The sequence below is a fragment of the Teredinibacter franksiae genome (genome assembly GCF_014218805.1).
Lineage (GTDB): Bacteria > Pseudomonadota > Gammaproteobacteria > Pseudomonadales > Cellvibrionaceae > Teredinibacter > Teredinibacter franksiae.
The window spans coordinates 19,690-44,955 of record NZ_JACJUV010000002.1 but is presented as its reverse complement, the minus strand read 5'-3'; the positions used below and the strand labels follow the sequence as shown (position 1 = coordinate 44,955).

19 protein-coding genes and 1 other RNA gene are annotated in these 25,266 nt (G+C 47.5%); all 20 read right to left on the bottom strand.

Features of this window, described 5'->3' with window-relative positions:
• Window positions 1-7: 7 nt before the first annotated feature.
• The 20 genes from secA to rnpB all read right to left on the bottom strand — a co-directional run bounded on the left by secA (window position 8) and on the right by rnpB (window position 25,256).
• Window positions 8-2,740 (bottom strand): preprotein translocase subunit SecA, encoded by a 2,733-nt coding sequence (secA, locus tag H5336_RS17985; RefSeq protein WP_185235854.1) that lies wholly within the window; start codon window positions 2,738-2,740, stop codon window positions 8-10.
• A 112-nt stretch (window positions 2,741-2,852) separates the two neighbouring features.
• Entirely contained in the window at window positions 2,853-3,782 is a 930-nt protein-coding gene (locus tag H5336_RS17980) for a M23 family metallopeptidase (protein WP_185235853.1), read from the bottom strand.
• A gap of 259 nt (window positions 3,783-4,041) precedes the next feature.
• Window positions 4,042-4,956 carry a UDP-3-O-acyl-N-acetylglucosamine deacetylase gene (gene lpxC / locus H5336_RS17975; protein WP_185235852.1) on the bottom strand — a complete coding sequence of 305 codons (915 nt, stop codon included), beginning with the start codon at window positions 4,954-4,956 and terminating at the stop codon, window positions 4,042-4,044.
• 525 nt (window positions 4,957-5,481) lie between these two features.
• On the bottom strand, window positions 5,482-6,639 hold the full coding sequence (gene ftsZ, locus H5336_RS17970; protein WP_185235851.1) for a cell division protein FtsZ: 1,158 nt from the start codon (window positions 6,637-6,639) through the stop codon (window positions 5,482-5,484).
• A 67-nt stretch (window positions 6,640-6,706) separates the two neighbouring features.
• A complete protein-coding gene (gene ftsA, locus H5336_RS17965; protein ID WP_185235850.1) occupies window positions 6,707-7,933 on the bottom strand; it encodes a cell division protein FtsA in 1,227 nt (408 codons plus the stop codon).
• A 38-nt stretch (window positions 7,934-7,971) separates the two neighbouring features.
• Window positions 7,972-8,847 (bottom strand): cell division protein FtsQ/DivIB, encoded by an 876-nt coding sequence (locus H5336_RS17960; protein ID WP_185235849.1) that lies wholly within the window; start codon window positions 8,845-8,847, stop codon window positions 7,972-7,974.
• A 2-nt stretch (window positions 8,848-8,849) separates the two neighbouring features.
• Window positions 8,850-9,803: a D-alanine--D-alanine ligase gene (locus H5336_RS17955; RefSeq protein ID WP_185235923.1), complete on the bottom strand. Its 954-nt coding sequence runs from the start codon at window positions 9,801-9,803 to the stop codon at window positions 8,850-8,852.
• Window positions 9,804-9,822: 19 nt separating this feature from the next.
• The gene (gene murC / locus H5336_RS17950) at window positions 9,823-11,247 is read right to left on the bottom strand and encodes a UDP-N-acetylmuramate--L-alanine ligase (RefSeq protein ID WP_185235848.1); all 1,425 of its coding nucleotides are present in this window, start codon (window positions 11,245-11,247) and stop codon (window positions 9,823-9,825) included.
• Window positions 11,244-12,383 (bottom strand): undecaprenyldiphospho-muramoylpentapeptide beta-N-acetylglucosaminyltransferase, encoded by a 1,140-nt coding sequence (murG, locus tag H5336_RS17945; protein ID WP_185235847.1) that lies wholly within the window; start codon window positions 12,381-12,383, stop codon window positions 11,244-11,246. Before murG ends, murC begins: the two co-directional genes overlap by 4 nt.
• Window positions 12,370-13,515 (bottom strand): putative lipid II flippase FtsW, encoded by a 1,146-nt coding sequence (gene ftsW / locus H5336_RS17940; protein ID WP_313557819.1) that lies wholly within the window; start codon window positions 13,513-13,515, stop codon window positions 12,370-12,372. The genes murG and ftsW overlap by 14 nt, the downstream gene beginning before the upstream one ends.
• Complete coding sequence (gene murD, locus H5336_RS17935) at window positions 13,512-14,873, bottom strand: UDP-N-acetylmuramoyl-L-alanine--D-glutamate ligase (protein WP_185235846.1); 1,362 nt, start codon at window positions 14,871-14,873, stop codon at window positions 13,512-13,514. The genes ftsW and murD overlap by 4 nt, the downstream gene beginning before the upstream one ends.
• 13 nt (window positions 14,874-14,886) lie before the next feature.
• A complete protein-coding gene (gene mraY, locus H5336_RS17930; RefSeq protein WP_185235845.1) occupies window positions 14,887-15,969 on the bottom strand; it encodes a phospho-N-acetylmuramoyl-pentapeptide-transferase in 1,083 nt (360 codons plus the stop codon).
• Complete coding sequence (locus tag H5336_RS17925; RefSeq protein ID WP_185235844.1) at window positions 15,969-17,363, bottom strand: UDP-N-acetylmuramoyl-tripeptide--D-alanyl-D-alanine ligase; 1,395 nt, start codon at window positions 17,361-17,363, stop codon at window positions 15,969-15,971. Before H5336_RS17925 ends, mraY begins: the two co-directional genes overlap by 1 nt.
• The gene (locus H5336_RS17920) at window positions 17,360-18,943 is read right to left on the bottom strand and encodes a UDP-N-acetylmuramoyl-L-alanyl-D-glutamate--2,6-diaminopimelate ligase (protein WP_185235921.1); all 1,584 of its coding nucleotides are present in this window, start codon (window positions 18,941-18,943) and stop codon (window positions 17,360-17,362) included. The genes H5336_RS17925 and H5336_RS17920 overlap by 4 nt, the downstream gene beginning before the upstream one ends.
• A gap of 3 nt (window positions 18,944-18,946) precedes the next feature.
• Window positions 18,947-20,641 carry a peptidoglycan D,D-transpeptidase FtsI family protein gene (locus tag H5336_RS17915; protein WP_185235843.1) on the bottom strand — a complete coding sequence of 565 codons (1,695 nt, stop codon included), beginning with the start codon at window positions 20,639-20,641 and terminating at the stop codon, window positions 18,947-18,949.
• A complete protein-coding gene (gene ftsL, locus H5336_RS17910) occupies window positions 20,638-20,931 on the bottom strand; it encodes a cell division protein FtsL (RefSeq protein WP_185235842.1) in 294 nt (97 codons plus the stop codon). Before ftsL ends, H5336_RS17915 begins: the two co-directional genes overlap by 4 nt.
• 24 nt (window positions 20,932-20,955) lie before the next feature.
• Window positions 20,956-21,879 (bottom strand): 16S rRNA (cytosine(1402)-N(4))-methyltransferase RsmH, encoded by a 924-nt coding sequence (rsmH, locus tag H5336_RS17905; RefSeq protein ID WP_185235841.1) that lies wholly within the window; start codon window positions 21,877-21,879, stop codon window positions 20,956-20,958.
• A 9-nt stretch (window positions 21,880-21,888) separates the two neighbouring features.
• A complete protein-coding gene (gene mraZ, locus H5336_RS17900; RefSeq protein ID WP_185235840.1) occupies window positions 21,889-22,332 on the bottom strand; it encodes a division/cell wall cluster transcriptional repressor MraZ in 444 nt (147 codons plus the stop codon).
• Between the two features lie 407 nt (window positions 22,333-22,739).
• Window positions 22,740-24,737 (bottom strand): hybrid sensor histidine kinase/response regulator, encoded by a 1,998-nt coding sequence (locus tag H5336_RS17895; RefSeq protein ID WP_185235839.1) that lies wholly within the window; start codon window positions 24,735-24,737, stop codon window positions 22,740-22,742.
• Between the two features lie 140 nt (window positions 24,738-24,877).
• An RNA gene (rnpB, locus tag H5336_RS17890) (RNase P RNA component class A) lies at window positions 24,878-25,256 on the bottom strand.
• Window positions 25,257-25,266 lie beyond the last annotated feature (10 nt).

The window sequence follows — 25,266 nt, the reverse complement described above, 5'->3', positions numbered from 1 at the left end:
CCTCTAATTACGCTATTTTACCGTGACAGGCTTTATATTTTTTACCGGAACCGCAGGGGCAAACGTCGTTGCGGCCAATTTTTTTGCCTCCGCGAACATAGGGTTGCTCGGGCTTAACCTGCTCCATGGTCTCTTCGCTTTCGGGTTGCATTGCCGAAAAACTCTCGTGTTGCATCTTCATTTTTCTGGCTTCAGCTTCAGCCTCGGCTTGGCGCCGACGATCCATTTCAGCCATTTGCTCTTCACTAATGGGTTCAATACGGAATAAAACACGCGTTACGTCAAACTTTAATGTTTCAAGTAACTGCTCAAACAGTTCAAAAGATTCACGTTTGTATTCCTGCTTGGGGTTCTTCTGTGCATAGGCACGCAAATTGATACCTTGACGCAGGTTGTCCATATTCTGCAGGTGATCCTTCCACAAGGAATCCAACACATTGAGCATCAGTTGTTTTTCGAGTGTACGAATAACCGGCCCAATTTTTTCTTCTTTGTCTTTATAGAATTCATCAAACGTGGCAACAAGCTTTTCACGCAATGTATCTTCGTGAAGATTACTGTCTTCGTCCAGCCATTTTTGGACCGGAATTTCCAGGCCGTAGTCATCTTTAATGCGTTTTTCAAGACCGGTAATATCCCACTGCTCTTCGACAGATTGCGGTGGAATGTAGTTAACCATTTGCCCAAAAACGACATCTTCTCGAATACCCGAAATTGCGTCTGCAATATCATCAGCATCCAGCAAGTCATTACGCTGCGCGTAAATAACCCGACGCTGATCGTTGGCTACATCATCGTATTCCAGTAGTTGTTTACGGTAATCGAAGTTGCGGCCTTCCACTTTGCGCTGGGCCTTTTCGATAGCATTGGTCACCATGCGATGCTCAATCGCTTCACCTTTTTCCATACCCAGCGTTTGCATAATGGAACGCATACGGTCAGAGGCGAAAATACGCATTAGATTATCTTCAAGCGATAGGTAGAAACGCGAAAGCCCCGGATCGCCCTGACGCCCAGCGCGACCACGCAACTGGTTATCAATGCGGCGAGACTCATGGCGCTCAGTACCAATAATATGTAAACCACCTGCGCCAATGACTGTTTCGTGGCGTATGGCCCAATCGGCTTTAATTGCCGCTATTTGCTCATCCGACGGATTTTCAAGCTTGGCTATTTCGGCTTCCCACTTACCACCCAAAACAATATCGGTACCACGACCGGCCATATTGGTGGCAATAGTCACGGCGCCTGGCCTGCCGGCTTCAGCAATAATATCGGCCTCGCGGTCGTGCTGTTTTGCATTGAGCACTTCGTGGTGAATACCCGCCTGATTTAGGCGCTTTGACATTTCTTCAGAGGTTTCCACCGACGCCGTACCTACCAGCACAGGGGCTTTCTTTTCGCGGAAGGCTTTTACATCTTCAATAATTGCCTCGTACTTATCTTCCATATTAAGGAAAATAAGATCGTTGAGGTCCTGTCGCTGCACCGGGCGGTTAGTGGGTATAACTACAACATCCAGCCCGTAAATTTGACGAAATTCAAAAGCTTCTGTATCGGCAGTACCGGTCATACCCGACAACTTCGGGTACAAACGGAAATAGTTCTGGAAAGTAGTGGAAGCCATAGTCTGGCTTTCTGCCTGAATATTAACGCCTTCTTTTGCTTCAATTGCCTGATGCAAGCCCTCGGAGAGTCGGCGACCCTGCATAGTCCGCCCGGTATGCTCGTCAATAAGAACCACTTGGTTATCTTGAACAATGTATTCCACATTGAGGCTAAACAAGTGGTGAGCACGTAAACCGGATTGAATGTGGTGTAGCAAGCCCAAGTTAGACGCCTGATAAAGACTTTCATCTTCTTTTAGCAGCCCTTCACGAATAAGGATATCTTCCACCAGCTGATGACCATCTTCGGTCATCTCAACAGAACGCAGTTTTTCATCAATACCGAAGTGGCCCGGCTCTAGTACTTCGCCCTCTTCATTGCTCGTCTGGCGTTTCAGAGAAGGAATTATCTGATTAATTTTTTTGTAAAGCAGGGAGCTGTCTTCGGCAGCACCGGAAATAATTAAAGGCGTTCGCGCTTCATCGATGAGAATCGAATCCACTTCATCCACTACGGCAAAGAACAGCGGCCGTTGCATACGATCTTCTTTACGCAGCGCCATATTGTCACGCAGGTAATCAAACCCGTACTCGTTGTTGGTGCCATAGGTAATGTCTGCCCGATAGGCATCATATTTTTCCTGCTGGTCCTGCATGGAAACAATCGAACCTACGGTCATCCCTAAAGCTTCGTACACAGGGCGCATCCAATTTGCGTCTCGTCGAGCAAGGTAGTCGTTCACCGTAACAATGTGTACGCCCTGCCCGGGAATGGCATTTAGATAGGTTGCTAATGTCGCGACGAGGGTTTTACCCTCACCGGTTTTCATCTCGGAAATTCGACCTTCATGCAGAGTAAGGCCACCAATTAACTGCACGTCGAAATGGCGCATGCCCATGGCTCGGCGGCTGGCTTCACGCGCGGCTGCAAACGCTTCTGGCAGAAGCTGGTCCAGCGTTTCGCCTTTCTCGTAGCGCTCGCGAAACTCTTGTGTTTTGGCTTTTAGATCCTCGTCTGAAAGCGCCTCCATTTGCGGTTCAAGTGCATTAATTTTGAGGACAACCTTGCCCATCCTTTTCAGCTCACGATCATTTTTGGAGCCAAATACAGCCCTTACGAGTTTGCCTAACATAAGATTTCCAACCAGTAGTAGGGCTTTTCCGCCCCGCAGTATGTAATGAGATTAATAGAGGAATATTTTGAGCGAGCAATATGCAGTTATTACTCGTAAAAGGGAAGCGAACTTAACGGTTCGTACGATGGATATAGGCAGACGGATCGACCGTTCTACCATTTTTGTATACTTCGAAATGTACGTGAGGCCCTGTTGAGCGGCCGCTAGACCCCATTAGAGCAACGATTTGCCCTTTTTTTACTACATCCCCAACCTTGACCAGGTTTGATTTGCAGTGGGCGTAGCGTGTTTTGAAGCCATTACCGTGGTTAACTTCAACCAACTCACCGTAGCCGTAACGCTCTCCAGACCAGGTGACCACACCTGCGGCAACCGCGACGATATCGGCACCGTCTTTACCCGCAAAATCAACACCCGCGTGCCACGCTATACGGCCATTAAACGGGTCACTTCTACGGCCATAACGGGAAGACATCCAACCTTTTTTAATCGGCCGGCCGGCGAGGAAAACGTCATTTTGCAACTTGCGCTTGGCCATCAAGGCTTCAAGGGTATTGAGCTGTTGCTGTCGGTCTTCAATTTGTTGGCCCAACTGCTCCAACACCAGTTGAAAATCCGGTGGCGCATAGCTGGATTCATCCAGATTTTGCTCTGGGCCGCCAAGCGCTGGTGCACTACTGAAATCGAACTCGCCATTGTCGAGCTTAGCCATTTTGGTCAGCCGCTCTCCCAACGCATCTAAGCGAACTAACCGGGCTTGTAGCTCGGCTACCCGAAGGGTAATGGCGGCTACTTTTTTCTCGGCAAGGTTGCGAGCTTGTTCAACGTCAACTTTTTGCTCTTCTAAGGAGTCGTTCCAAGCGACGGCCGAATCGGCTGTCATGACGTCTGAGGATTCGTTAGTGAGGTAGGAGACAGCGAAGGTAGCTGCGCCAACGGGAATACCTACAATACAGGCTGAAAGCAACGCACGTGTCCAGCCACCCAGCGTAAAACTGCGGGTGCTGCCGTGTCGTTTGCTCACTACGATTATTTTCATCGTCTATCAAGGCCCAATGCGCGGGCTCGAAAAGCCTTGTCCGACAAAGCGCGCGAAATTTCGTCAGACTCTTTATGTTAATAATTGTGCAAATAGAAGCATCTCGCAAGCTAATCGGGCTTCTAAACGCCAAATGGCTCATGTGCAGGCCAAAATCGACAAAACTATGGCACACCTAACCACAAAAATTCAACTCTATATTCGATTCAACCCTTATGTTTTGGTGTTTTTATACAAAAGGGCCTTACACAACAACAACCTACGAAGCGGCCATTAGGGGTTTAACATACGAAATGGGGGCCTGTTCTTCATCCTCAAACGTTACTAGCTCCCATGCATCCGTTTGCTTTATCAGCTCCAACAACGATTTATTGTTCAAACCGTGGCCAGATTTATACGCCCTAAACTCGCCAATCAGGCTGGTTCCCAGTAAGTATAAATCGCCAATGGCGTCTAAAATTTTGTGTTTTACAAATTCGTCTTCGTAGCGCAGGCCATCATCGTTCAAGATACGGTACTTATCGACAACAATGGCGTTATCAACACTACCTCCCTTCGCCAACCCTTTGGATCGCAGGTACTCAATCTCGTGCATAAAACCGAAGGTACGTGCACGTGATACTTCTTTCACAAATGAGGTGCTGGAGAAATCAACCGTGGCATCAAGCTTTCGCCCTTTAAACACGGGGTGGTCAAAATCGATAGTAAAAGACACTTTGAAGCCGTTGAACGGCAGGAAGCAGGCTTCTTTGTCGCCATCTTTGACGACAACCTTCTTCTTAATACGAATAAACTTTTTCGGCGCAGCCTGCTCTTGAATACCAGCAGACTGTATAAGGAATACAAAAGGCCCGGCACTACCGTCCATTATGGGCACTTCGTCGGCACTGACTTCGACAATGGCATTATCGATGCCAAGGCCCGCCATAGCCGAAAGAAGATGCTCTACGGTTGAAACCCGGACATCACCGTTCATTAATGAGGTAGAGAGGGTGGTATCGCCAACATTCTCTGCTTTTGCTTGAATTTCTACGACCGGGTTTAGATCCACCCGACGAAAGACAATACCCGCATCAATAGGAGCTGGGCGCAGGGTCAGGTAAACCTTCTGACCGGTATGAAGACCCACGCCAGTGGCTCGAATTTCATTTTTCAGGGTTCGTTGTTTGATCATTCAATCACATCTCTAGGGTGGGTCAGAAAGCGGCGCGCATCATAGCAGATGACATACCCCAAACCAACCGGGTCGATTAATAATTGAACAGCACGCTTTAGGGGGATACAAGAGCACATTCGGTCGCCTGAGACCAGCTCCATCGGCTGGGTCGAATCGCACGACAAGCCCAAGCCTTCCCCCCCTACAACTTTACCTACCCTACTCATTCAAGTAGCAAATTTAAAAGTAGTTAAAGTGATTCCCTGTAGCGCCCACCAAAAACGGCGGGTAGCCACTCAATTCTCCCAAGCGTAGCTGCCAAGATTATCACTTTTGGCGGCAAAAACTTCGCGATAAATCAATTTTCGATGCAAATATACACAATTAGCTGAGACGAGCCGAAACTCAGAAAGTTCCGGCTCCCTGTCGCCAGGTTCTGCGGGCAGCCACGTCCTGTGCCCCCTAAATCATCGGGGGAAGCGGGGTACTCGAAGCCTCGCTCCACAGCAACTGTTTCAGCTAACCAAAATGTGCTTATTCGAATTAGTCCGCTTGACGACGCAAGAATGCGGGAATATCAAGATATTCCAGATCCTTCTCTTCCGACTCAACCGCCTGCGCAGCCTTGGCCGTTTGGCTATGACGAATAATGGTTGGACGATCCAACTCGGCGTAATTTGGGCGGCCATCGGCACTGCGCGTATTATCTACAACCTTCGTAGCAACAGGCTTTTCAGCACGCGCTGGATTACCCAAACCAGTAGCAACAACAGTTACACGCAATTCATTGGACATATCGGGGTCGATGACCGTTCCCACAACAACCGTGGCATCGTGAGACGCAAACTCTTCGATAGTATCACCCACCTCCGAGAACTCACCCAAAGAAAGATCCATACCGGCAGTGATATTCACCAGAATGCCTCTAGCACCCTGTAAATTAACATCTTCCAGCAACGGGCTGCGTATAGCTGCTTCGGCCGCTTCCCGCGCACGATTTTCACCTGTAGAACTGCCGCTGCCCATCATCGCCATGCCCATTTCCGACATAACCGTACGAACATCGGCAAAATCGACATTTATCATGCCTGGGCGAATAATAAGATCGGCAATACCCTGTACCGCACCCAGCAGTACATCGTTCGCCGCTTTAAAAGCATCCAGCAATGTTGTTGCCTTACCCAATACCGCTAGCAATTTTTCGTTTGGAATAGTAATTAAAGAATCTACTCGGTCCTGTAATTGCTTTATACCTTCATCAGCAATTGCCATTCGCTTTCGCCCTTCAAACGGAAAAGGCTTAGTTACAATTGCGACGGTAAGAATACCCAATTCTTTGGCAATCTCGGCAACGACCGGTGCGCCGCCAGTACCGGTACCACCACCCATACCCGCTGTAATAAACACCATGTCGGCACCCTCAAGAACTTCCGCAATACGTTCGCGGTCTTCCATTGCAGCCTGACGACCGATTTCCGGGTTTGCACCAGCACCTAATCCCTTTGTAATACCATGTCCCAACTGCAACACCGTACGAGCGTCTACGTCTTTTAACGCCTGCGAATCGGTATTGGCGCAAATAAACTCCACTCCATCTACCGTATTCGTGATCATGTGTTTAACAGCGTTACCACCGCCACCGCCTACACCAACAACTTTAATAACCGCATTTTGCGGAATGCTATCAACTAATTCGAACATAAGAGATCCCCTCTTTTTCCCCTTGAAAACTAACGTAACTAACTTACCAACATACGTCAGCAATAAATCACAAATTTTTCTGAAACCACGACTTTATACGGCTAAAAAAACCTTCATTGGATTCAGAACCATAAACACTTTCGTCACCTTGCTGCATACCGTAAAGCAGCAAGCCGACACCCGTTGAATAAATTGGGTTATCGACAATGTCCTTTAGCCCCTTGACATAAATTGGGGCTCCAAGGCGCACGGGCATATGAAAAATTTCTTCTGCCAGCTCAACAACACCTTCCATTTTTGAGGTACCACCGGTTAAAACAATTCCCGCGGCCACTAGATCTTCAAAGCCACTACGGCGCAATTCGGCTTGCACCAATGTAAATAACTCATCATAGCGAGGCTCTACAACCTCGGCTAACGCCTGCCGCGACAAGTTCCGCGCAGGCCTGTCACCAACACTCGGCACTTTAATCGTTTCTTCCGCACCGGTAAGCTTTGCCAACGCACAGGCATATTTAATTTTAATTTCTTCTGCATACTGCGTAGGTGTACGCAACGCCATAGCAATATCATTGGTTACCTGGTCGCCAGCAATTGGAATAACACCTGTATGGCGAATTGCACCCTCGGTAAATATGGCTATATCGGTTGTTCCGCCACCAATATCAACCAAACACACGCCTAGCTCTTTTTCGTCTTCAGTCAGCACCGAATAACTAGAAGCAAGCTGTTCAAGAATAATGTCTTCCACTTCCAAACCACAGCGACGTATACATTTTTCAATATTCTGCGCCGCATTTACAGCGCAGGTGACTAAATGTACCTTTGCCTCCAAACGAACGCCCGACATTCCCAACGGCTCTTTAACACCTTCCTGCTCATCAATTAAATATTCCTGCGGCAAAATGTGCAGAATCTTTTGATCTGCCGGAATGGCTACTGCTTGCGCAGCGTCAATAACACGATCCAAATCCTGAGAAAAAACTTCTCGGTCTTTTATGGCCACTATTCCGTGAGAATTTAAACTGCGAATATGGCTCCCCGCAATGCCAACATATACCGAGTGAATTTCACAGCCCGCCATTAATTCAGCTTCTTCGATTGCACGCTGAATAGATTGCACCGTGGACTCAATATTAACAACTACACCTTTTTTCATGCCAACGGATTTATGGGAACCAATACCCACAATCGACAATTCACCCTCAGGTGAGATCTCTCCGACTATTGCAACAACCTTGGATGTTCCAATATCCAGACCGACAATCATGCGCCCCCCGCTTGAATATGCCATTTAGTCACCTGTTCTGTGATTATATTCATTCATATCAATTAGCGACTCGCCTGCAAATCGCTTTCAGTATCTTTGTTCCATGCCACAGCCATTCCGCTGTCGTAGCGCATATCCACGCGCACAATTTTTTCACTTACACCTCTAAGCTTTTGGTCGAACACCAATAAAAAATTGCGCAATTTGTTTAACACATCGTATTGTCCGAATACAATTTCAATTCCGTTACTAAGCTTAATTCGCCATGCATGTGTGGCATCAACATCAATACCCGTTAAACCAATATTACGACTAGCCAACATTTCCGTCATATCTAGGTAAGTTCGCGTAATAAGCGAACTTTGCTTTACTGGCCCAGCAAGAAGTGGCAAATACGCCAAATGACTATTATCTCCGATGGTTATAACTTCTCCTTCATTGCTGATAAAAGCCGTACTATTCCAACGTGCAATGGGCTTTTGCTCTCGCACGTCAATCGATAACCCGTCTGGCCATACGCGCTGTACACGTACCGCTTGTACCCATGGGTTGGTATGCAAATTAGCGCGAAGATCTTCAATATCTACCTGCATAAAGTTGCCCTGTATATGCGCCGTTACCAGAGCCTGAAGGTCTGACTGCGACAGATGCGTAAACTCACCTTTCACCGACACGTTGGCAACAGGTTTATTAACTTGCTGCTGCACCTTATTACTTATTGCCAGCCAATCTATTTTCCAAATACCGAACGCCAACAACGTAGAGAAACACACACCTTTTAATAACAACGCCCAAGGAATACTGACAATAGGGCCACCCTGTACTCTACCTTTACGCACCGCACCGCGACTATTCGGCCGCCCAGAGCTTACGTTAGAACGAGAACCTCGAGGCGTGTAAACCTTGCTGTTTTTATTGTTTTTAGCCCGTTCAGCCATTACTACGCATCCACACTGGTGTATAAAATCTCACAAACAAGTTCGCTAAACGACATGCCTATTGCTTTCGCCGCCATTGGAACCAAACTATGGTCTGTCATTCCCGGAACTGTATTCACTTCCAACAAATAGAAGTCTCCACACTCATCTTGCATTACATCTACGCGCCCCCAACCAACACACCCGACACTTTGAAATGCACTTAATGCAAGAGAACGCAGCTGCTGAATTTTTTCTTCGCTTAAATCACAAGGGCACTGATAGACCGTATCATTCGAATGGTATTTGGCGTCATAATCATAAAATGCATTACTCGCTTGTAAACCTACCGGAGGCAGGGCAAAGCCATTCAACACACCGACAGAAAATTCCGGCCCATTGATTCGTCGCTCAGCAAGTACCACACTGTCGTACTGAAGTGCTTCAGTAATAGCGCCTTCAAGCTCTGACCCCGTGGCTACGCAACGCATGCCAATACTCGAACCCTCATGAACAGGCTTAACAAACGCCTCCCCACCCAACTCCAACATTACTTCATCAAAATTTGAACTTTGACTTACAACTTTATATTGAGGCGTTAATAGACCGTCACTCAACCATATTTGCTTAGTGGTTAATTTGTCCATGCCAACCGCAGAGGCTGCGTGCCGGCTACCGGTATAGGGTTTGCCCAACAGGTCTAATAACCCCTGAATTCTCCCGTCTTCACCGCCAGTACCGTGTAGCGCAATAAATGCTCGATCGAAAGACAACGATGCTATTTGTGCAACCACATTTTCATTAACATCACATTCAACAACATCTACACCCTGCTCTCTTAATCCTGCAGCAACCGCACGACCGCTGCGTAAAGAAACTTCTCTCTCTGCCGATGTGCCACCATAAAGCACAGCCACTTTCCCAAAGCTATTGCCTGCTGCTAAAAAGCTGCGGAAAGAAACCTGATATTGTTCCATCATTAACTCTGCCATATGCTCAACAAAATTTTCTCTTCGCCAGCTCTGTGGCTAAGGTGCCTACATTGCCAGCCCCCTGTGTAATCACAATATCACCAGGCTGTACAATATCTTTTACTACAGCAGGCACACCTTCAATACCTTCGACAAAAATTGGATCTACCTGCCCACGATTGCGAATACTACGGCTTAAGTGGCGCGAATCAGCTCCCTGAATAGGTTCTTCTCCAGCCGAATACACTTCCAACAATATCAGCTGGTCTACACCTGAAAGCACGTCAACAAAATCTTCGTATAAATCCCGGGTACGGGTATAACGGTGAGGTTGATAAATCATCAGTACCCGTCTCTCAGGCCAACCATCTCGAATGGCCTTGATTGTTGCGCCAACTTCCCGAGGATGATGACCGTAGTCGTCGACTAGCATCACCGAAGCTTTATCACCAACGTCAAAATCACCGTATATCTGAAACCGTCGGCTTACCCCCATAAATTTCGCCAAACCCTGCTGGATAGCTTCATCACTAATCCCTTCATCCGTTGCAACGGCAACGGCTGCTGTGGCATTCAGCACATTGTGCTCTCCAGGCATATTCAGAGATATTTCCAGCGGCGCACTCATACCCGAGCGTTTAATTTTAAAACGCTGCTTCCCCGCATTTTGCTGAAGATCATATACCTGAACATCGCTTGCCTCAGAAAAACCGTAGGTAATTACTGCACGGGAAATTTTTGGGATAACTTCGGTAACAACGGGATCGTCTGCACACACTACGGCAACACCGTAGAAAGGTAGGTTATGAAGAAACTCCAAAAACGTTTTTTTAACGTTTGCGAAATCACCGCCGTAGGTCTCCATGTGATCAGCATCAATATTGGTAACCACTGCAACCATCGGTTGTAGATGCAAAAACGACGCATCGCTCTCATCAGCCTCAGCCACAAGATATCGGCTCTCACCAAGACCTGCGTTGCATCCAGCACTGTTCAGCAAACCACCAATAACAAAAGTGGGGTCTTTATCACCCTCGGCAAAAATACTCGCTATCAAACTGGTTGTGGTCGTCTTACCGTGCGTACCAGCAACGGCAATACCGTGGCGATAGCGCATTAACTCGCCCAGCATTTCGGCACGACGAACTACCGGTATTCGACTCCTTCTGGCCTCCATAAGCTCCGGGTTCACATCGGCAATAGCGCTTGAATTAACAACCACATCAACGCCTTCAATATTCGAAGCATGATGACCAATAAATATTTCAACGCCCATTAACGAAAGTCTGCGGGTAATATCAGACTCCTTTAAATCAGAGCCTGATATTTCGTACCCTTGATTAAGTAGTACCTCCGCAATACCACTCATACCAGCACCGCCAATTCCAACGAAGTGAATTCGTCGAATTCTGCGCATTTCCGGTACGTGATGCAGGCGATCAGCTTTCATAGTAAAACCCTGTTCACTTCAGTTTTTTTAAAAATATTCTCACAAGCATCAGCAAAATCCACTGCCGCATTTGGCTTGCTACAGGTAGCAGCATTTTTGCCCATATTCGTTAACACCACGGGATTGTCAATAAAGCCGCCCAAAGTTTTCGCTAACGCCTTTGCCGTCAAATCTTTTTGCTGCCACATCAAAGCAGCCTCTGCCTTTACAAGAAAATGTCCATTCGCTGTTTGATGATCATCTATAGCAAACGGAAACGGAACCAATAGCGATGCCACACCCGATGCAGCCAGCTCACTTACCGTTAACGCACCGGCACGACAAATCACTAAATCGGCCCAGTGATAACTCTCCGCTATATTATCGATAAAAGGTGTAATCGAAACTTTCCCGCCTGATAGCTGCTCCATTTCACAAGAGTCCAATTCAACACCTGCATCTTTATAGGCCTGCTCAGTTTCGGCTAATAGTTTGTCACCCGTCTGATGATATATCGCAATCTCTTTTACCTGAGCACTACCTACCAAATACTGCAGTGCTGCTGGAAGTAGCTGATTTAATGATCGCGCACCGCGACTGCCACCTACCACTAAAATATTTATCGTAGAACGCTGTTCGACTTGCGGCTGCCCATGGCTGAAAAAATTTGTCCGAACAGGATTTCCAATGCATATAGCTTTACCCAAAACCGAAGGAAAGGCGGTAAGAACACAGTCTGCAATTCTTGCCAACAATCTATTAGTCGTGCCCGCCACAGCGTTTTGCTCATGGATAACCAAAGGTCTAGCGCAAAGCTTTGCTGCAACACCACCAGGACCGGAAACAAAGCCTCCCAAGCCTACGACTAAATCACATTTCAATCGGCGAATAATCACCACCGATTGCCATATGGCCCGCACTATATTGAGCGGTGCCATTAAAATCGCTTTAATGCCCTTTCCTCGAATGCCTTTTACCGAAATAAGGTGCAAGGGAATATCTGCGGCAGGTACTAACCGTGACTCTATACCTGCAGGAGTACCCAGCCAATGAATCTCATGGCCTCGCAATTGCAGCTCGCACGCGAGTGCCAGCCCCGGAAATACATGCCCGCCAGTTCCACCCGCAATAATCAGTATACGTTTAGTGGTTGCCATATTGCTCTTCCCACGAAACACGAAATATTAACGCCACCAAGGCACAAGCAATAAGTAAGCTACTACCTCCATAACTAATAAACGGTAATGTCAGCCCCTTTGTGGGTAATAACCCTGATGCAACGCCCATATTGATAAACGCCTGTATCGCTATCATCATTGCTATGCCAAACACCAAGTAACAGCTAAACAATTTTTTCCTGGAAAAGGCTAACCGACTCAGTATTATTAACTTCCAAACAAAAAAACCAAAAAGCAAAATCAGTAGGAATGCACCAACCAACCCAAACTCTTCCGCATAGATAGCAAATACGAAGTCCGTATGGGCTTCTGGCAAGAAAAATAATTTTTGAATACTGTTACCCAGCCCCATCCCCAACCATTCACCTCGGCCAAATGCAATCAGGGACTGCACCAGCTGATACCCCCCGTCGAACTGCTGCGACCACGGATCCATAAATGCAACTAAGCGCTTCCACCGATAAGGAGACAAAACGGCCATCGCCGACAACATTGCAACCCCAGATAAAGCAAGCAATAGAAATCGTAATAGCGGAACACCTGCCACAAACATCATGGCACCCAACGTAAAGCAAATAACCACGGCGCTACCGAAATCGGGCTCTAACAACAGCAAAAAAACAACCAAAGCGATAACCGCTATCATTTTGAAGAAGCCGCCCCACTGAAAACGAATCTCATGATTTTTTCGCGACAAATAACTGGCAAAGTAAACGATCAAACAAAATTTTGCCAATTCAGAGGCCTGAACAGATACCGGGCCGACATAAAGCCAACGACGACTACCATTAACCATTTTACCAATGCCGGGAATTAGAACGGCCACCAAAAAAACAATAGCCAACAACAGTAATAAGCCCGAATAACGCTCCCATATTGGCGTTGGCACAGACGCGACCACTAAACCGCCGACCACGCCAAGGGAAAGATAAATAAATTGTTTTTTGGCAAAATACCAAGCGTCACCGTAAACAGCATCGGCAAAATCGAGAGAACTCGATGTCACCATTATCAAACCAATGCTCACCAGCGCCGCGACAGCCGCCAACAACCCTCTATCGACAGCCATGGGCGGCATATAATCTTTTATCGTTAGGGAGCCTGCCGTCACGCTACCATCCTCTCTACGGCGGTAATAAACTGTTCACCCCTGTCTTCAAAGCTTTTAAACATATCAAAGCTCGCGCAGGCCGGAGAAAGTAAAACCAAGCTGCCCTTTCGGCTTGTTTTAACCGCCAGCTCAACCGCCTCATCTAAAGAGCTTGCGAATAGCACACGCGATTTATCGGTAACACCCTCAGCTATTAGAGCTCCATCTCGACCGATTAGGATGAGCAAATCTACGCGCTCATCGATGACCTTTGCTAACGCGGAAAAATCCGCCCCTTTGCCTTCTCCACCCGCTATTAGCGTTATCGATGAATAGTCTCTTGCCAAGCCAGCGATTGCAGACTCAGTTGCGCCTACATTTGTGGCTTTTGAATCATTCACAAAAACCAGTCCGTATTTTTCTGCTACTTTTTGACATCGATGCGGTAATCCCGGAAACGTTTTTAGCATCTCAATCACAGCTTCACGGCTCACGCCTATAGCATCAGACATGGCGAAGACCGCAAGTATATTTGCAACATTATGCTGGCCCACCAGCTGTACTTGAGAAGTCGACAAAACCGCATTAGACTCGGCATAAAGCATGCCACCCTTCTCGCTATACCAGTATTTACGCTCACCCTGCTCGTGAAACTCACGCAAACCAAAACCAAAACGCGTTACGTTTTCAATAACCGGTGGCTGCGTAAGCTTGTCTTCTAGGTTATATACAACGTTGTTGGCACTCTGAAAAATTCGCTGCTTTGCCATGCAATAACGTTGTAGCGAATCGTACCTATCCATATGATCTTCACTAACATTTAGTAAACAGGCCACAGTAAAATTCGGCCTTGCAATGCTTTCCAACTGAAAACTCGACAACTCTAAAATGTAAAGCTCAACGCTTTCACCAAGCACATCTAACGCGGGTGTTCCAATATTCCCCGCTACCCGCGCGTTCTTCCCATCTTTCTCTGCTGCTAAACCCATCATCGTTGTAACCGTGGTTTTCCCATTCGAACCCGTTATACCGATTACCGGCGCTTTAACTGCACGCAAAAATAATTCAATATCGCCGACAACGCTCACACCCGCTTCAAGCGCTATTTGAATTTCTTGGTGTTCCCTGGGCACACCTGGACTTAATACCACTTCGCTTGCCGCTACAATGATCTTTCTAACTTCAGCTGAGACCTCGCCGAAATACCCTTTTACTTCTGGCGCTATCGAACGCAGCTCAGCTTTACCCGGTGGATTTTCTCGAGTGTCTATAACTACAAATGACTTTTTCTCCGCAAGCAAATAGCGCACAACAGACAACCCGGTAACACCTAGACCGAAAATAACTACCTGTTTATCTGTCGCAATTAATTCATTCACGTACAAAATATTCCTAACGAATTTTCAATGTTGCCAGCCCAATAAGCACCAACATAACGGTAATGATCCAAAATCGAACAATCACCCTAGGTTCCGGCCAGCCCTTTAATTCAAAATGATGATGTAAGGGTGCCATTCGAAAAATTCTTCTTCCCGTCAACTTAAAGGACGCCACCTGTAAAATAACGGATACCGTTTCCATCACAAAAATGCCCGACATTATAAAGAACACCACTTCGTGACGAACAATAACGGCTATTACCCCCAAAGCGGCACCTAGCGCGAGCGCCCCTACATCGCCCATAAAGACTTGTGCAGGGTATGTATTGAACCAAAGAAAGCCCAAACCGGCTCCCGCCAAAGCACCGCAATAAATTACCAGTTCCCCAGCCCCTGGTAGGTAGGGGATATGTAAATACTCGGAAAAGTTAGCATGCCCACTTAGGTAAGCAATAATTCCCAACGCCGAGCCGACCATAACGGTTGGCATAATCGCCAAACCGTCCAACCCATCGGTTAGATTTACCGCATTACTAAATCCAACAATCATAAAATAGGTAAGAACAATGAATGCCGCTCCCATTTCCCAAGCAAAGTTTTTGAAAAACGGAATATACAACGTAGTTTCGGCCGGTGACTGCGCCGTGACAAATAGAGCAACGGCAACAACCAACCCAACAATCGATTGCCAAAAATATTTCCATCTTGCCGGCAGCCCTTTTGAGTTTTTTTCAACCACCTTTCGATAGTCATCTACCCAACCAATTAGTCCGTAGGCAATAGTCACAAACACCACAATCAGTACATAGCGATTACTTAAATCGGACCACAGCAAAGTAGACGTCACAATTGCAAACAATATCAGGGTGCCACCCATTGTTGGCGTGCCCGACTTGCTAAGGTGGCTCTCGGGGCCATCATCACGAATGGCTTGCCCTATTTGTAGATGATTCAATTTTTTGATCACCCAAGGCCCCATAATCATGGATATCCCCAGAGCAGTCATAATCCCCAGTATTCCCCGAAGGGTGAGATATCTAAAAACACCAAAGCCACTTATAAAACCCTGCAGATAGTCCGCCAGCCAAACCAGCATCAGATCCCCCCCCCACTCTGTTCAAGCTGTTGGACAATGCGCTCCATTTTGGCGCTACGCGATCCTTTGACCAACACGCTAAACTCACTAATATCCGTTGTTTCCAGGTATTCGATTGCTTCAGTACAGGATCCAAATGAAATCCCATTTTTACCGTATGCCTTTACAAGCGTACGGCTAAGCTCGCCTACCCCAATAACCTGTTCAATACCTTTGGCGTGCGCGTAACAACCCATCTTTTCGTGCGCCGCTAACTCACCTTCACCTATTTCGCCCATATCTCCTACAATTAATAGGCTTTTGTCATATTGCGAGAGATGGTTAATAGCGGCTCGCATAGAGCCTGGATTCGCGTTGTAAGTATCATCCACAAGCAATGCGCAGCGCACACTCGGTGTTATCTGCATTCGACCCGGTACGCCTGAAAATTTTTCAAGGCCCGAGACTATGCTTTCTATTTGCACATCCGCAGCTAAAGCGCATGCGGCCGCTGCCGCTGCATTCGCAATATTGTGCGCACCACAAATGTTTAATTGCACAGGAAACTCATTTCCCTGCCATAAAAATTTAAACGACAGCGATTCATTTTCCCCAAGGGGCTGGACTAACGCGACTACCACAGCATTCCCCTGCTCGGCAAATACTGGGGTCAGTATAATTCGCTTTTCTGTCTGAGTTTCAACGGCGAAACCAAATATTTTTTTGCCCGAGAGCTTAGCCATAAAAACATCTTTGTAGGCACAATTGAGGTTCACAACACCCACCTTAACTTTGCCTGCTGAATAAATTTCGGCTTTTTCCTTAGCAATGGCTTCCTCACTACCAAACCCCAGCAAATGCGCGGCCATAACATTGTTGACCAACGCTATTTCGGGCTGAATCAAATTTGCCAAGTAAGCTATTTCGCTCTTTCCACTTGTTCCGGCTTCGATTACAGCCGCACCGTAGCTGTCGTTCAACCGCATGAGTGTTAACGGAACACCAATATGATTATTAAAATTTGCTTCAGTTGCCAAGGTAGAGCAATGCTCGGACATAATACTGTGCAGCATGCCTTTCACGGTTGTTTTGCCATTACTCCCCGTAATAGCCAAAACTTTTCCGGAGAATGCGGTACGATTTAGCGCACCAGCCTGGCCAAGCGCCACCACACTGTCGTTAACGACCAACTGGGTTGCATACACATGATCCTGTGGAGATTCAACTACGACCGCACAAGCACCACATTCAACAGCCTTTTCAACGAAAGTATGACCATCAAAACGGTCACCACGAATTGCGACAAACAAATCACCGGGAGACAAGGTACGCGTATCTGTACTCACGACTGAAAACGATTGGTCATCGCCTATAAGCTGCCCTTCTGTACGGGCGCCAAGCTCGGAAAGCATCATATTGCAGCTCCCGGCTTAACGAAATTTTGGCTTACTCTCTCTTTTAGCAACTCATGCGCAACAATACGATCATCAAACGGCAATTTCGCCCCTTCGACGATCTGGTATCTTTCATGTCCTTTCCCTGCTAGCAATATAAAGTCGCCCGACTTAGCTTCAGTAAGCGCAAACTGAATTGCTGCTCTGCGGTCAACGTCAACCGCTTTCGGCGCTAATTTAAAACCTTCCGCGATATCGTCCAAAATAATTCCCGGCGCTTCCCCTCTCGGGTTGTCTGAAGTAATCACCACGACATCGGCAAACCGCTCAGCAATTGCTGCCATCTGCGGCCGTTTTCCACTATCACGATCACCTCCACAACCAAACACAACCCAAAGCTGATGCTGTGTGTGAAGCCGCGCGGCCTTCAATGCTTGTTCTAGCGCATCCGGTGTGTGGGCATAATCCACGCACACGGTAATATCGGCACCCTCACAAACAACACGCTCCATACGCCCGGCAATTGGCTTGAGTAAATGTAATTTAGTCATTACATCGCCAAATGGATAACCGGCTGCACAGGCTACGCTAATAGCACTAAGCACATTGAACAGATTAAACTTACCTAGCAACGCGCAATGTAATTCTGCCTCGCCCCACGGAGACGTTATTAGCGCTTGAATACCTTCCGCACTGTACCGAGCCTGAGTGGCAAACACCGAATGCAGTAATTGCTCTTGCTGCAACGAAAATTCGCTATCTTCAATGGCAAAACCCAACGTTTGAACATTCTCTGGAATACTGTCGAGAATCAAACCGGCTCCATAGGCATCGCAAAAATTAATCACCGCATATTGTCGTTGGCTCGACGCAAACAGTGACGCCTTTGCCGTCGCATACGTATTCATATCACCGTGATAATCCAGATGATCACGCGTTAAATTTGTAAACACTGCGCCTTCGAACTTTATGGAACCATGCCGAGACTGACTGATGGCATGGGAAGAAACTTCCATGCATACACGTTCGATACCATCTTCAGCAAACTGCCGTAAAATGCGTTGACAAGCAACCGCATCAGGTGTTGTCAAAGCAGTATTTGTAAGCGACGACAGGTCGGCGCCATAACCCATAGTGCCGATCGTCGCCGCTTTTTCCCCCAACAACTTAAACAGCTGTTGCATAAGTTGCGCACAGGTAGTTTTTCCATTTGTCCCTGTTACGCCAACTATTTTTAATGATTCCGATGGATGCCCAAAAAACTCTGAAGCAATTACACCGACTTTTTCGTTAAGGTTATGGACCCGTACAACAGGAATGTTATTGAGCAGCTCAACAGATTCGGCATCAGTTTCAGCATCAAGCTCTGCAATAACAGCCGCAGCGCCAGCTTCAATTGCCTGATCAATATATTCTCGGCCATCGGTAACCGAGCCTAGTATCGCCAAGAATAATCCATTAGCACCTACCTTGCGGCTATCCAATGTTATATCTTGAATTATCGGGTCAGCTTCCAGCTCAATATGCGTAAACACACTTAGCAATTGATTCAATGTACGGGGCGCTTTACTCATGGCTGTCCGTGCGGCGCGATCATTCATCACTCACAACCCCGCAACCATTGATTGATTAAGCGCTGGTGGAACGCGCATCATCTTTAACGCACCTTCAACAATACTGGCAAAAACAGGTGCCGCTGCTTCGCCTCCAAAATAATGACCATCTGTTGGCTCATTGATAATGACAACCGCCACAACCTTAGGGTCATCTGCCGGCGCATAGCCGGCAAAAAGTGCTATGTGTTTATCGTCGACGTACCCCTGAGCACCCACCTTGTGCGCAGTGCCGGTTTTCCCCGCAACAGGGTAAGCCGGAATTTGCGCGCGCGTTGCGGTGCCACCGGGCTGCGGAACCGTTTTAAGCATTTTTGCAACGCTCGCGGCAATTGATGCCGACACAACAGGCGTAACCATGGGCGCTTCATTCAATTTGAGCAGACTGGCATTTTTAAAATTGCCTTTGTCGGCGATCATCGCATAGGCCTGCGCCAACTGAACCGCATTTACATTCAAGCCATAACCAAACGCTAAGTTAGCCTGCTCTATAGGATGCCAACGGTTTCGGTTAGGCAATACGCCTACACTTTCGCCAGGGAACCCAATCCCTGTACTTTGGCCCATACCTGCACGAAAAAACATGTCACGAATAGCTTGCGGTTTCATGTCCAGCGCCAACTTTGTAATTCCTACCTGACTGGATTTAGTAATAATTTTTGTCAGGCTCAAAACACCGTAGTCTTTCGGATCAAGCAGTGCTTTCGTACCAACCATGACATAACCAGGACTAGTATTAATGGTAGTGCCTGGAAAATATCGCCCAGTTTCCAGGGCAGCGATTACAGTCAACGGCTTAACCGTAGAGCCGGGTTCAAATACATCAGTTAGCGCCCGGTTTCGCAATTGGCTTGGGCGCAGACTCGTGCGGTCATTTGGGTTGTAGGATGGCTGGTTCACCATCGCTAACACTTCACCCGTTTTCACATCGAGCAACACAACCGAACCTGACTTTGCTTTTTGACGATTAACAGCCGTTTTTAATTCGCGATGCGCCAAATACTGCAAGCGCAAATCGATACTCAGCATTAACTCTTTCCCAGAGACTGGCGCCTTTAAAACACCCGTCTCTTTTACGATATTGCCTTTTAGATCTTTAACCACACGCTTATAGCCCTGCTCACCCGATAAGTGGCCATCAAAGGCAAGCTCAACGCCTTCCTGGCCGCTATCGTCTATATCCGTAAAGCCTACAATGTGCGCAACGACTTCCCCAGCGGGGTAAAAACGCTGGTATTCTGTTTCCGCAGACACACCCGAAAACCGTTGTTCCAAAATAGTTTCGGCTTTTTGCGGAGGAAGGTGCCGCGCCAGATACACAAACTGCTTATTTTCATAAACCGTTAATTTTTTACTCAACTGTGCGGTTGATACGCCTAATAACTTCGCGAGCAAGGGCAGCTGCTCGGCCTTTAATAGTCCAGGATTTGCATAGACCGATTTAAGCGGCGTGCTAACCGCCAATAGCTCACCATTACGGTCTGTAATCACACCACGATATGCGTTTAGCACCTCGCTACGCAAAGTGCGTGCTTCACCTTCACTTTGCAAAAACTCAAAGCCTTTTTCTGTCGAAGGAATAACTTGCAACTTAGCTAAATGCCAGACGAGTAGGGCCGGAAGAATGGCCAGCATTCCCGCTAGAACCCAAAACCGCCAAAATGACATTTGCTTTTGTTGTTTCACTGTTTATACACCAGCACAGTTTTTTTCGATTCAGGCACTTTCATTTGCAGCTCCGTCACAGCAACTCGCTCAATACGCGAGTAAGCCGCCCAGGTACTTTTTTCCAACAGGTACTGTCCGGAAACCACTTGTAAACTACTCGACTCCCGCCTCAGTACTTCTAGCTCTTGGGTAGACTTTCGAGACAAAAAAGCGGTATAGCTCACCCCCAAAGCGGAAACCAGACAACCACCCCAAAGCAGTACAATCATTGCTGTGTGCATTCGCCCACTATTATGCTTTTCGTACATTCGCTTTGCCTGCCAAATAGTTTTCTAGTGCAGCTTCTCTGCTATACGTAGTACAGCACTGCGTGAACGATTATTTTCCTGTAACTCTTCGTCACCCGCTTTCAATGCCTTGCCAATTAATTTTAATTTTTTCTCTAGCATGTCATCGGTAACAGGCATACCCGCAGGAAATTGCTTTCCACGGGACAGCTCTCGAAAAAACCGTTTCACTATTCGGTCTTCTAACGAGTGAAAACTAATGACTACACACCGGCCTTCGGGTTTCAGTAACTCTACTGCCCCCTCTAGGGCCACCTTTAAATCGTCCAGCTCCCGATTAATGAAGATACGCACAGCCTGAAATACACGTGTTGCTGGGTTCTTACCCTTTTCCCACCGGGGGTTGGCCTCAGTTACAACTTGGGCAAACCTCAGTGTCGACTCAAATGGCGCTCGCTCGCGCTCTTTAACGACCGCATTAGCGATTCGCTTGGAAAACCTCTCTTCACCGTACTCACGGAACACAAATGCAATATCGGACTCCTCGGCGCTGTTTAACCATTGCGCAGCCGTTTGACCGGCGGCGTTGTTCATGCGCATATCCAATGGGCCATCATTCAAAAAGCTAAATCCACGCTTTGCAATATCCAGCTGTGGAGAGGAAACCCCCAGATCCAGCAGCACACCGTTAACATGTCCAACCTCGGCTTCCAGCTCACCCATTTTTGCAAAAGACTCATGAACAACTCTAAATCGTCCGTCCTCCTGACTCAGTTCACTCGCCACGGCAACAGCTTCGGGATCTTTATCAAATGCGATCAACCTGCCTTTTTCGCTTAGCTGCGCAAGAATTGCCCGGCTGTGGCCGCCACGACCAAAAGTGCCGTCGACGTAGATGCCGTCTGGATCTGTAACTAATGCGTCCACCGATTCCTGCAACAGAACCGAATAATGTTTTGAACTTTTCATCGCCGCTACTCAGAGAGTTAGGGACATCATGGCTTCCGGCAGATCGTCTTCAGTTTCCAGATCTGCAACAGATGCAAGCCAAGCTTCTTCGCTCCAAAGCTCAAATTTTTTTCCGAGACCAACGAGCATCAACTTTTTGTCCAGTTTTGCGTAATCACGCAACGTGGGTGGTACCAGCACACGGCCATTGCCGTCCAGCTCCAGCGGAGTGGCGTAACCAATTAGCAATCGTTGTGCTCTAAGCGATGCTTTATTAAAGGTGGGTAGCGCTTCTATTTTTGGCAAAATTGTCTGCCATTCAGGCTCTGGATAAACAAGCACGCAGCGATCCTGAGTGTGGGCGGTCATCACAATGCGTCCGTCACAGGCACTCGCCAGCGAATCCCGGTACTTAGCCGGAATTGCCATGCGCCCTTTGGCGTCCATATTGATGGCATGACTGCCTTGAAACACTCTCTCGCTCCTGTGTTACCCCGGTATTAAGGGCCACATTTACTGAATTATCTAAAGCGGCTAAATAGCGCTATGTATGAAATACCTACTGAAAGTATATAGGGAATCCACACAAACACCCACTAAAAACCACATAACTCCACTTTGCACCACTTTACACACTATATTTGCCGCCCAAATAAAGTCAAGGAACGAACCGCCAACAAGTAAGCTAAGCTATTGAAATTAGTAAGGTTTTACAGGATGCATAAACAGCGCTTGCGCTGACAAAGAAAGAGAAAAGTCACCAAACACAACAAGTTAAAGTGAACTCCTAGAATTCACTTTAACAGCAAGACTATTTGGGATTATAAAGAGGGCTGACATAGATCAAAGCAGCATAAAAACAGCTGTTATTGACAATATGGTCACTTCAGATGGGTATTGAACACTTCAATAAGCCGGTTTACATCCACAGGCTTAGTTAAATAATCAACAAAACCAGCCTGCATGCCTTTGTTGATATCCACAGACATGGCATTCGCCGAGAGCGCTACCACTGGGATGTTTTGCGTACGCGTATCGTTTAACAGTACCTCCAACACTTCATAACCGTCGAGGTCGGGCAAATTGATATCCAACACTATTAGGTCCGGCGGAGCCGTACGCGCCTCATAGATACCCAGCAACGGCTCCATGACAGTGCTAACGGACAACTGCTCGAAACGATCAACAATTTTTGCAAACAGGCGCGTATTAGCTGGATTATCTTCAATATAAAGAATACGTCTTGATCCTTCAATATTGAGTTCATGCCTGCGCGAGGAAAATACATCTTCAGCTCTAGCGGAAACACTTAACTCACCGTCACCCGCCAGAGGCAGGTCAATCCAGAAACAAGAACCAACATTTTCCACGCTGGTGAAATCGATTCGGCCCTGCATCATTTCAACTAAGCGACGGGTAATAACCAAACCAACGCCGCTACCCTCTACCGCCCCCAGTTCTTGATTAAGACGATTAAAGGGCTGAAACACTTGGTCACGCTTATCTTCCGGAATACCCTTCCCGGTATCTTGCACACTAATGCGCATCATGCTGGATTCAATCTTCTCGAGCGAAATAGTGACCTTTCCGTCTCGCCGGTTGTACTTGAGCGCATTGGATACAAGGTTAATCAGTGCCTGCTTCAGACGAGTATTATCCGCAAATATCGGCCGCTCCCCATTAGCTCCGCTATCCACGCTAATATGGATGCCACGCTCTTCCGCCATAGGCAATACTAACTTCAAGCAATCATCTAATGCGCGATTAGGAATTACCGGCTCAAGCGAAAGAGTCATCTTCCCTGCTTCGATTTTAGCGAGATCCAAAACCTCGTTAATCAAGTGCAACAAATGGGAACCTGCGTGTCGAATTTCGGCAATATTGCCCGATTGCTCAATTGTAAGGTTCTTGTCGTAGTCGAAAAGTTGTGCGTATCCGAGAATGGCATTAAGCGGTGTACGCAGCTCATGACTCATGCTGGAAAGGAATTCTGATTTGGCCTGATTCGCCTTTTCAGCCGCAACCTTCGTCTGAACTACCGCCAACTGGGTGTTTTTCAGCTCGGTAATTTCCATGTTGCTACCGGACACTTTTACCGCGCGCCCACCCTCATTGAAGGTAGCCTCCGCTCGAGCCCGTATCCAACGAACAGATTCATCTTTCGCTTTAATCTGGTACTCAATATCGAAAGGCGCTTTTTCGAGGATATGCACTCGTAACGCCTCTTTAAATCGCACGACGTCACGCTCGCTCATGCGCGCTTCCCAGTCGGTAATTCGGCGTAAATTCAATGCTTTTACATCGGAAGGGGTGAAGCCAATCTGCTCCCAACAAATATCGGAAAACTCGATTTCATCAGTCTCTATATCCCACTCCCAAATCCCGTCACGGGTTCCAGCAATGATACGACTGTATCGCTCTTCACTTGCTCGCAGAGCCTGTTCGGCCTGTTTTAGCTGAGAAATATTATGGTTGACGCCGGCAACATGGTGTGTCCAGCCATTTTCATCGCGAAACGCTTGCCCGGTAACTCGAACCCAGAGGTAATAGCCCATCTTGCTGCGCAGGCGATAGCAGAGATCCATGCCCACACCTTCCTTGATGGTGGTAACCATGGCATCGTAAAAGGCTCCCTGATCATCAGGGTGGATATAGTTCAGCAGGCTCTCCGGCTCGTTCATGAACTGGATATCGTCTTCGTTGTAGCCCAGTTCGCGCCAAAAAATGCCATACCAGCGCAATTTATTTGTGCTGAGGTCCCACTCCCAAAATCCTTGGCCGCTGCCCAGCATGCTACGTTGATGCCTGGCTATTTCTTCACCAAGAACGATCTTATCAACGACATCGCAGGATTTCGGATCCCATATTACATCAAGCATGATGCTCCCTATTTGGCAACCGACGGTATTAAAAAAGTGCATGGTCGCACCCACTCACCGCTAGAGCAATCCAACTAAAGTATGCAACCTATTGAATCAACAACTCTTCATGCCAAAACCAAGAGGCAAATCAAGAGAAAAAAATGAGCTGGCCTGTAAGCCGGGTTCTGTCAAGGACAATCATTCATCTAGGGCCTGCGTCGCCACAGGCCTCAAGCGACCTACCCGAATCCAGTGCGGGTCACACCTGTAGGATTCCTATTTGGTCTTGCTCCGAACGGGGTTTACCGTGCCACAAACTGTTGCCAGTTGCGCGGTGCGCTCTTACCGCACCCTTTCACCCTTACCTGTGCGCCCCTTCCTTACGAAAGAAACGCCATCGGCGGTCTACTCTCTGCTGCACTTTCCGTGGGTTCACACCCCCCAGGCGTTACCTGGCGTTCCACCCTATGGAGCCCGGACTTTCCTCGTACCCCGTTATTCGAAAATTACAGTGCACGCGATCGCCCAGCCAGCTCAAGCGGACAAC

Coding starts and splice junctions, on each gene's coding strand:
- secA (WP_185235854.1), bottom strand. CDS start 2,740: ATGTTAGGCAAACTCGTAAGGGCTGTATTTGGCTCCAAAAATGATCGT.
- H5336_RS17980 (WP_185235853.1), bottom strand. CDS start 3,782: ATGAAAATAATCGTAGTGAGCAAACGACACGGCAGCACCCGCAGTTTT.
- lpxC (WP_185235852.1), bottom strand. CDS start 4,956: ATGATCAAACAACGAACCCTGAAAAATGAAATTCGAGCCACTGGCGTG.
- ftsZ (WP_185235851.1), bottom strand. CDS start 6,639: ATGTTCGAATTAGTTGATAGCATTCCGCAAAATGCGGTTATTAAAGTT.
- ftsA (WP_185235850.1), bottom strand. CDS start 7,933: ATGGCATATTCAAGCGGGGGGCGCATGATTGTCGGTCTGGATATTGGA.
- H5336_RS17960 (WP_185235849.1), bottom strand. CDS start 8,847: ATGGCTGAACGGGCTAAAAACAATAAAAACAGCAAGGTTTACACGCCT.
- H5336_RS17955 (WP_185235923.1), bottom strand. CDS start 9,803: ATGGAACAATATCAGGTTTCTTTCCGCAGCTTTTTAGCAGCAGGCAAT.
- murC (WP_185235848.1), bottom strand. CDS start 11,247: ATGAAAGCTGATCGCCTGCATCACGTACCGGAAATGCGCAGAATTCGA.
- murG (WP_185235847.1), bottom strand. CDS start 12,383: ATGGCAACCACTAAACGTATACTGATTATTGCGGGTGGAACTGGCGGG.
- mraY (WP_185235845.1), bottom strand. CDS start 15,969: ATGCTGGTTTGGCTGGCGGACTATCTGCAGGGTTTTATAAGTGGCTTT.
- H5336_RS17925 (WP_185235844.1), bottom strand. CDS start 17,363: ATGATGCTTTCCGAGCTTGGCGCCCGTACAGAAGGGCAGCTTATAGGC.
- H5336_RS17920 (WP_185235921.1), bottom strand. CDS start 18,943: ATGAATGATCGCGCCGCACGGACAGCCATGAGTAAAGCGCCCCGTACA.
- ftsL (WP_185235842.1), bottom strand. CDS start 20,931: ATGTACGAAAAGCATAATAGTGGGCGAATGCACACAGCAATGATTGTA.
- rsmH (WP_185235841.1), bottom strand. CDS start 21,879: ATGAAAAGTTCAAAACATTATTCGGTTCTGTTGCAGGAATCGGTGGAC.
- H5336_RS17895 (WP_185235839.1), bottom strand. CDS start 24,737: ATGCTTGATGTAATATGGGATCCGAAATCCTGCGATGTCGTTGATAAG.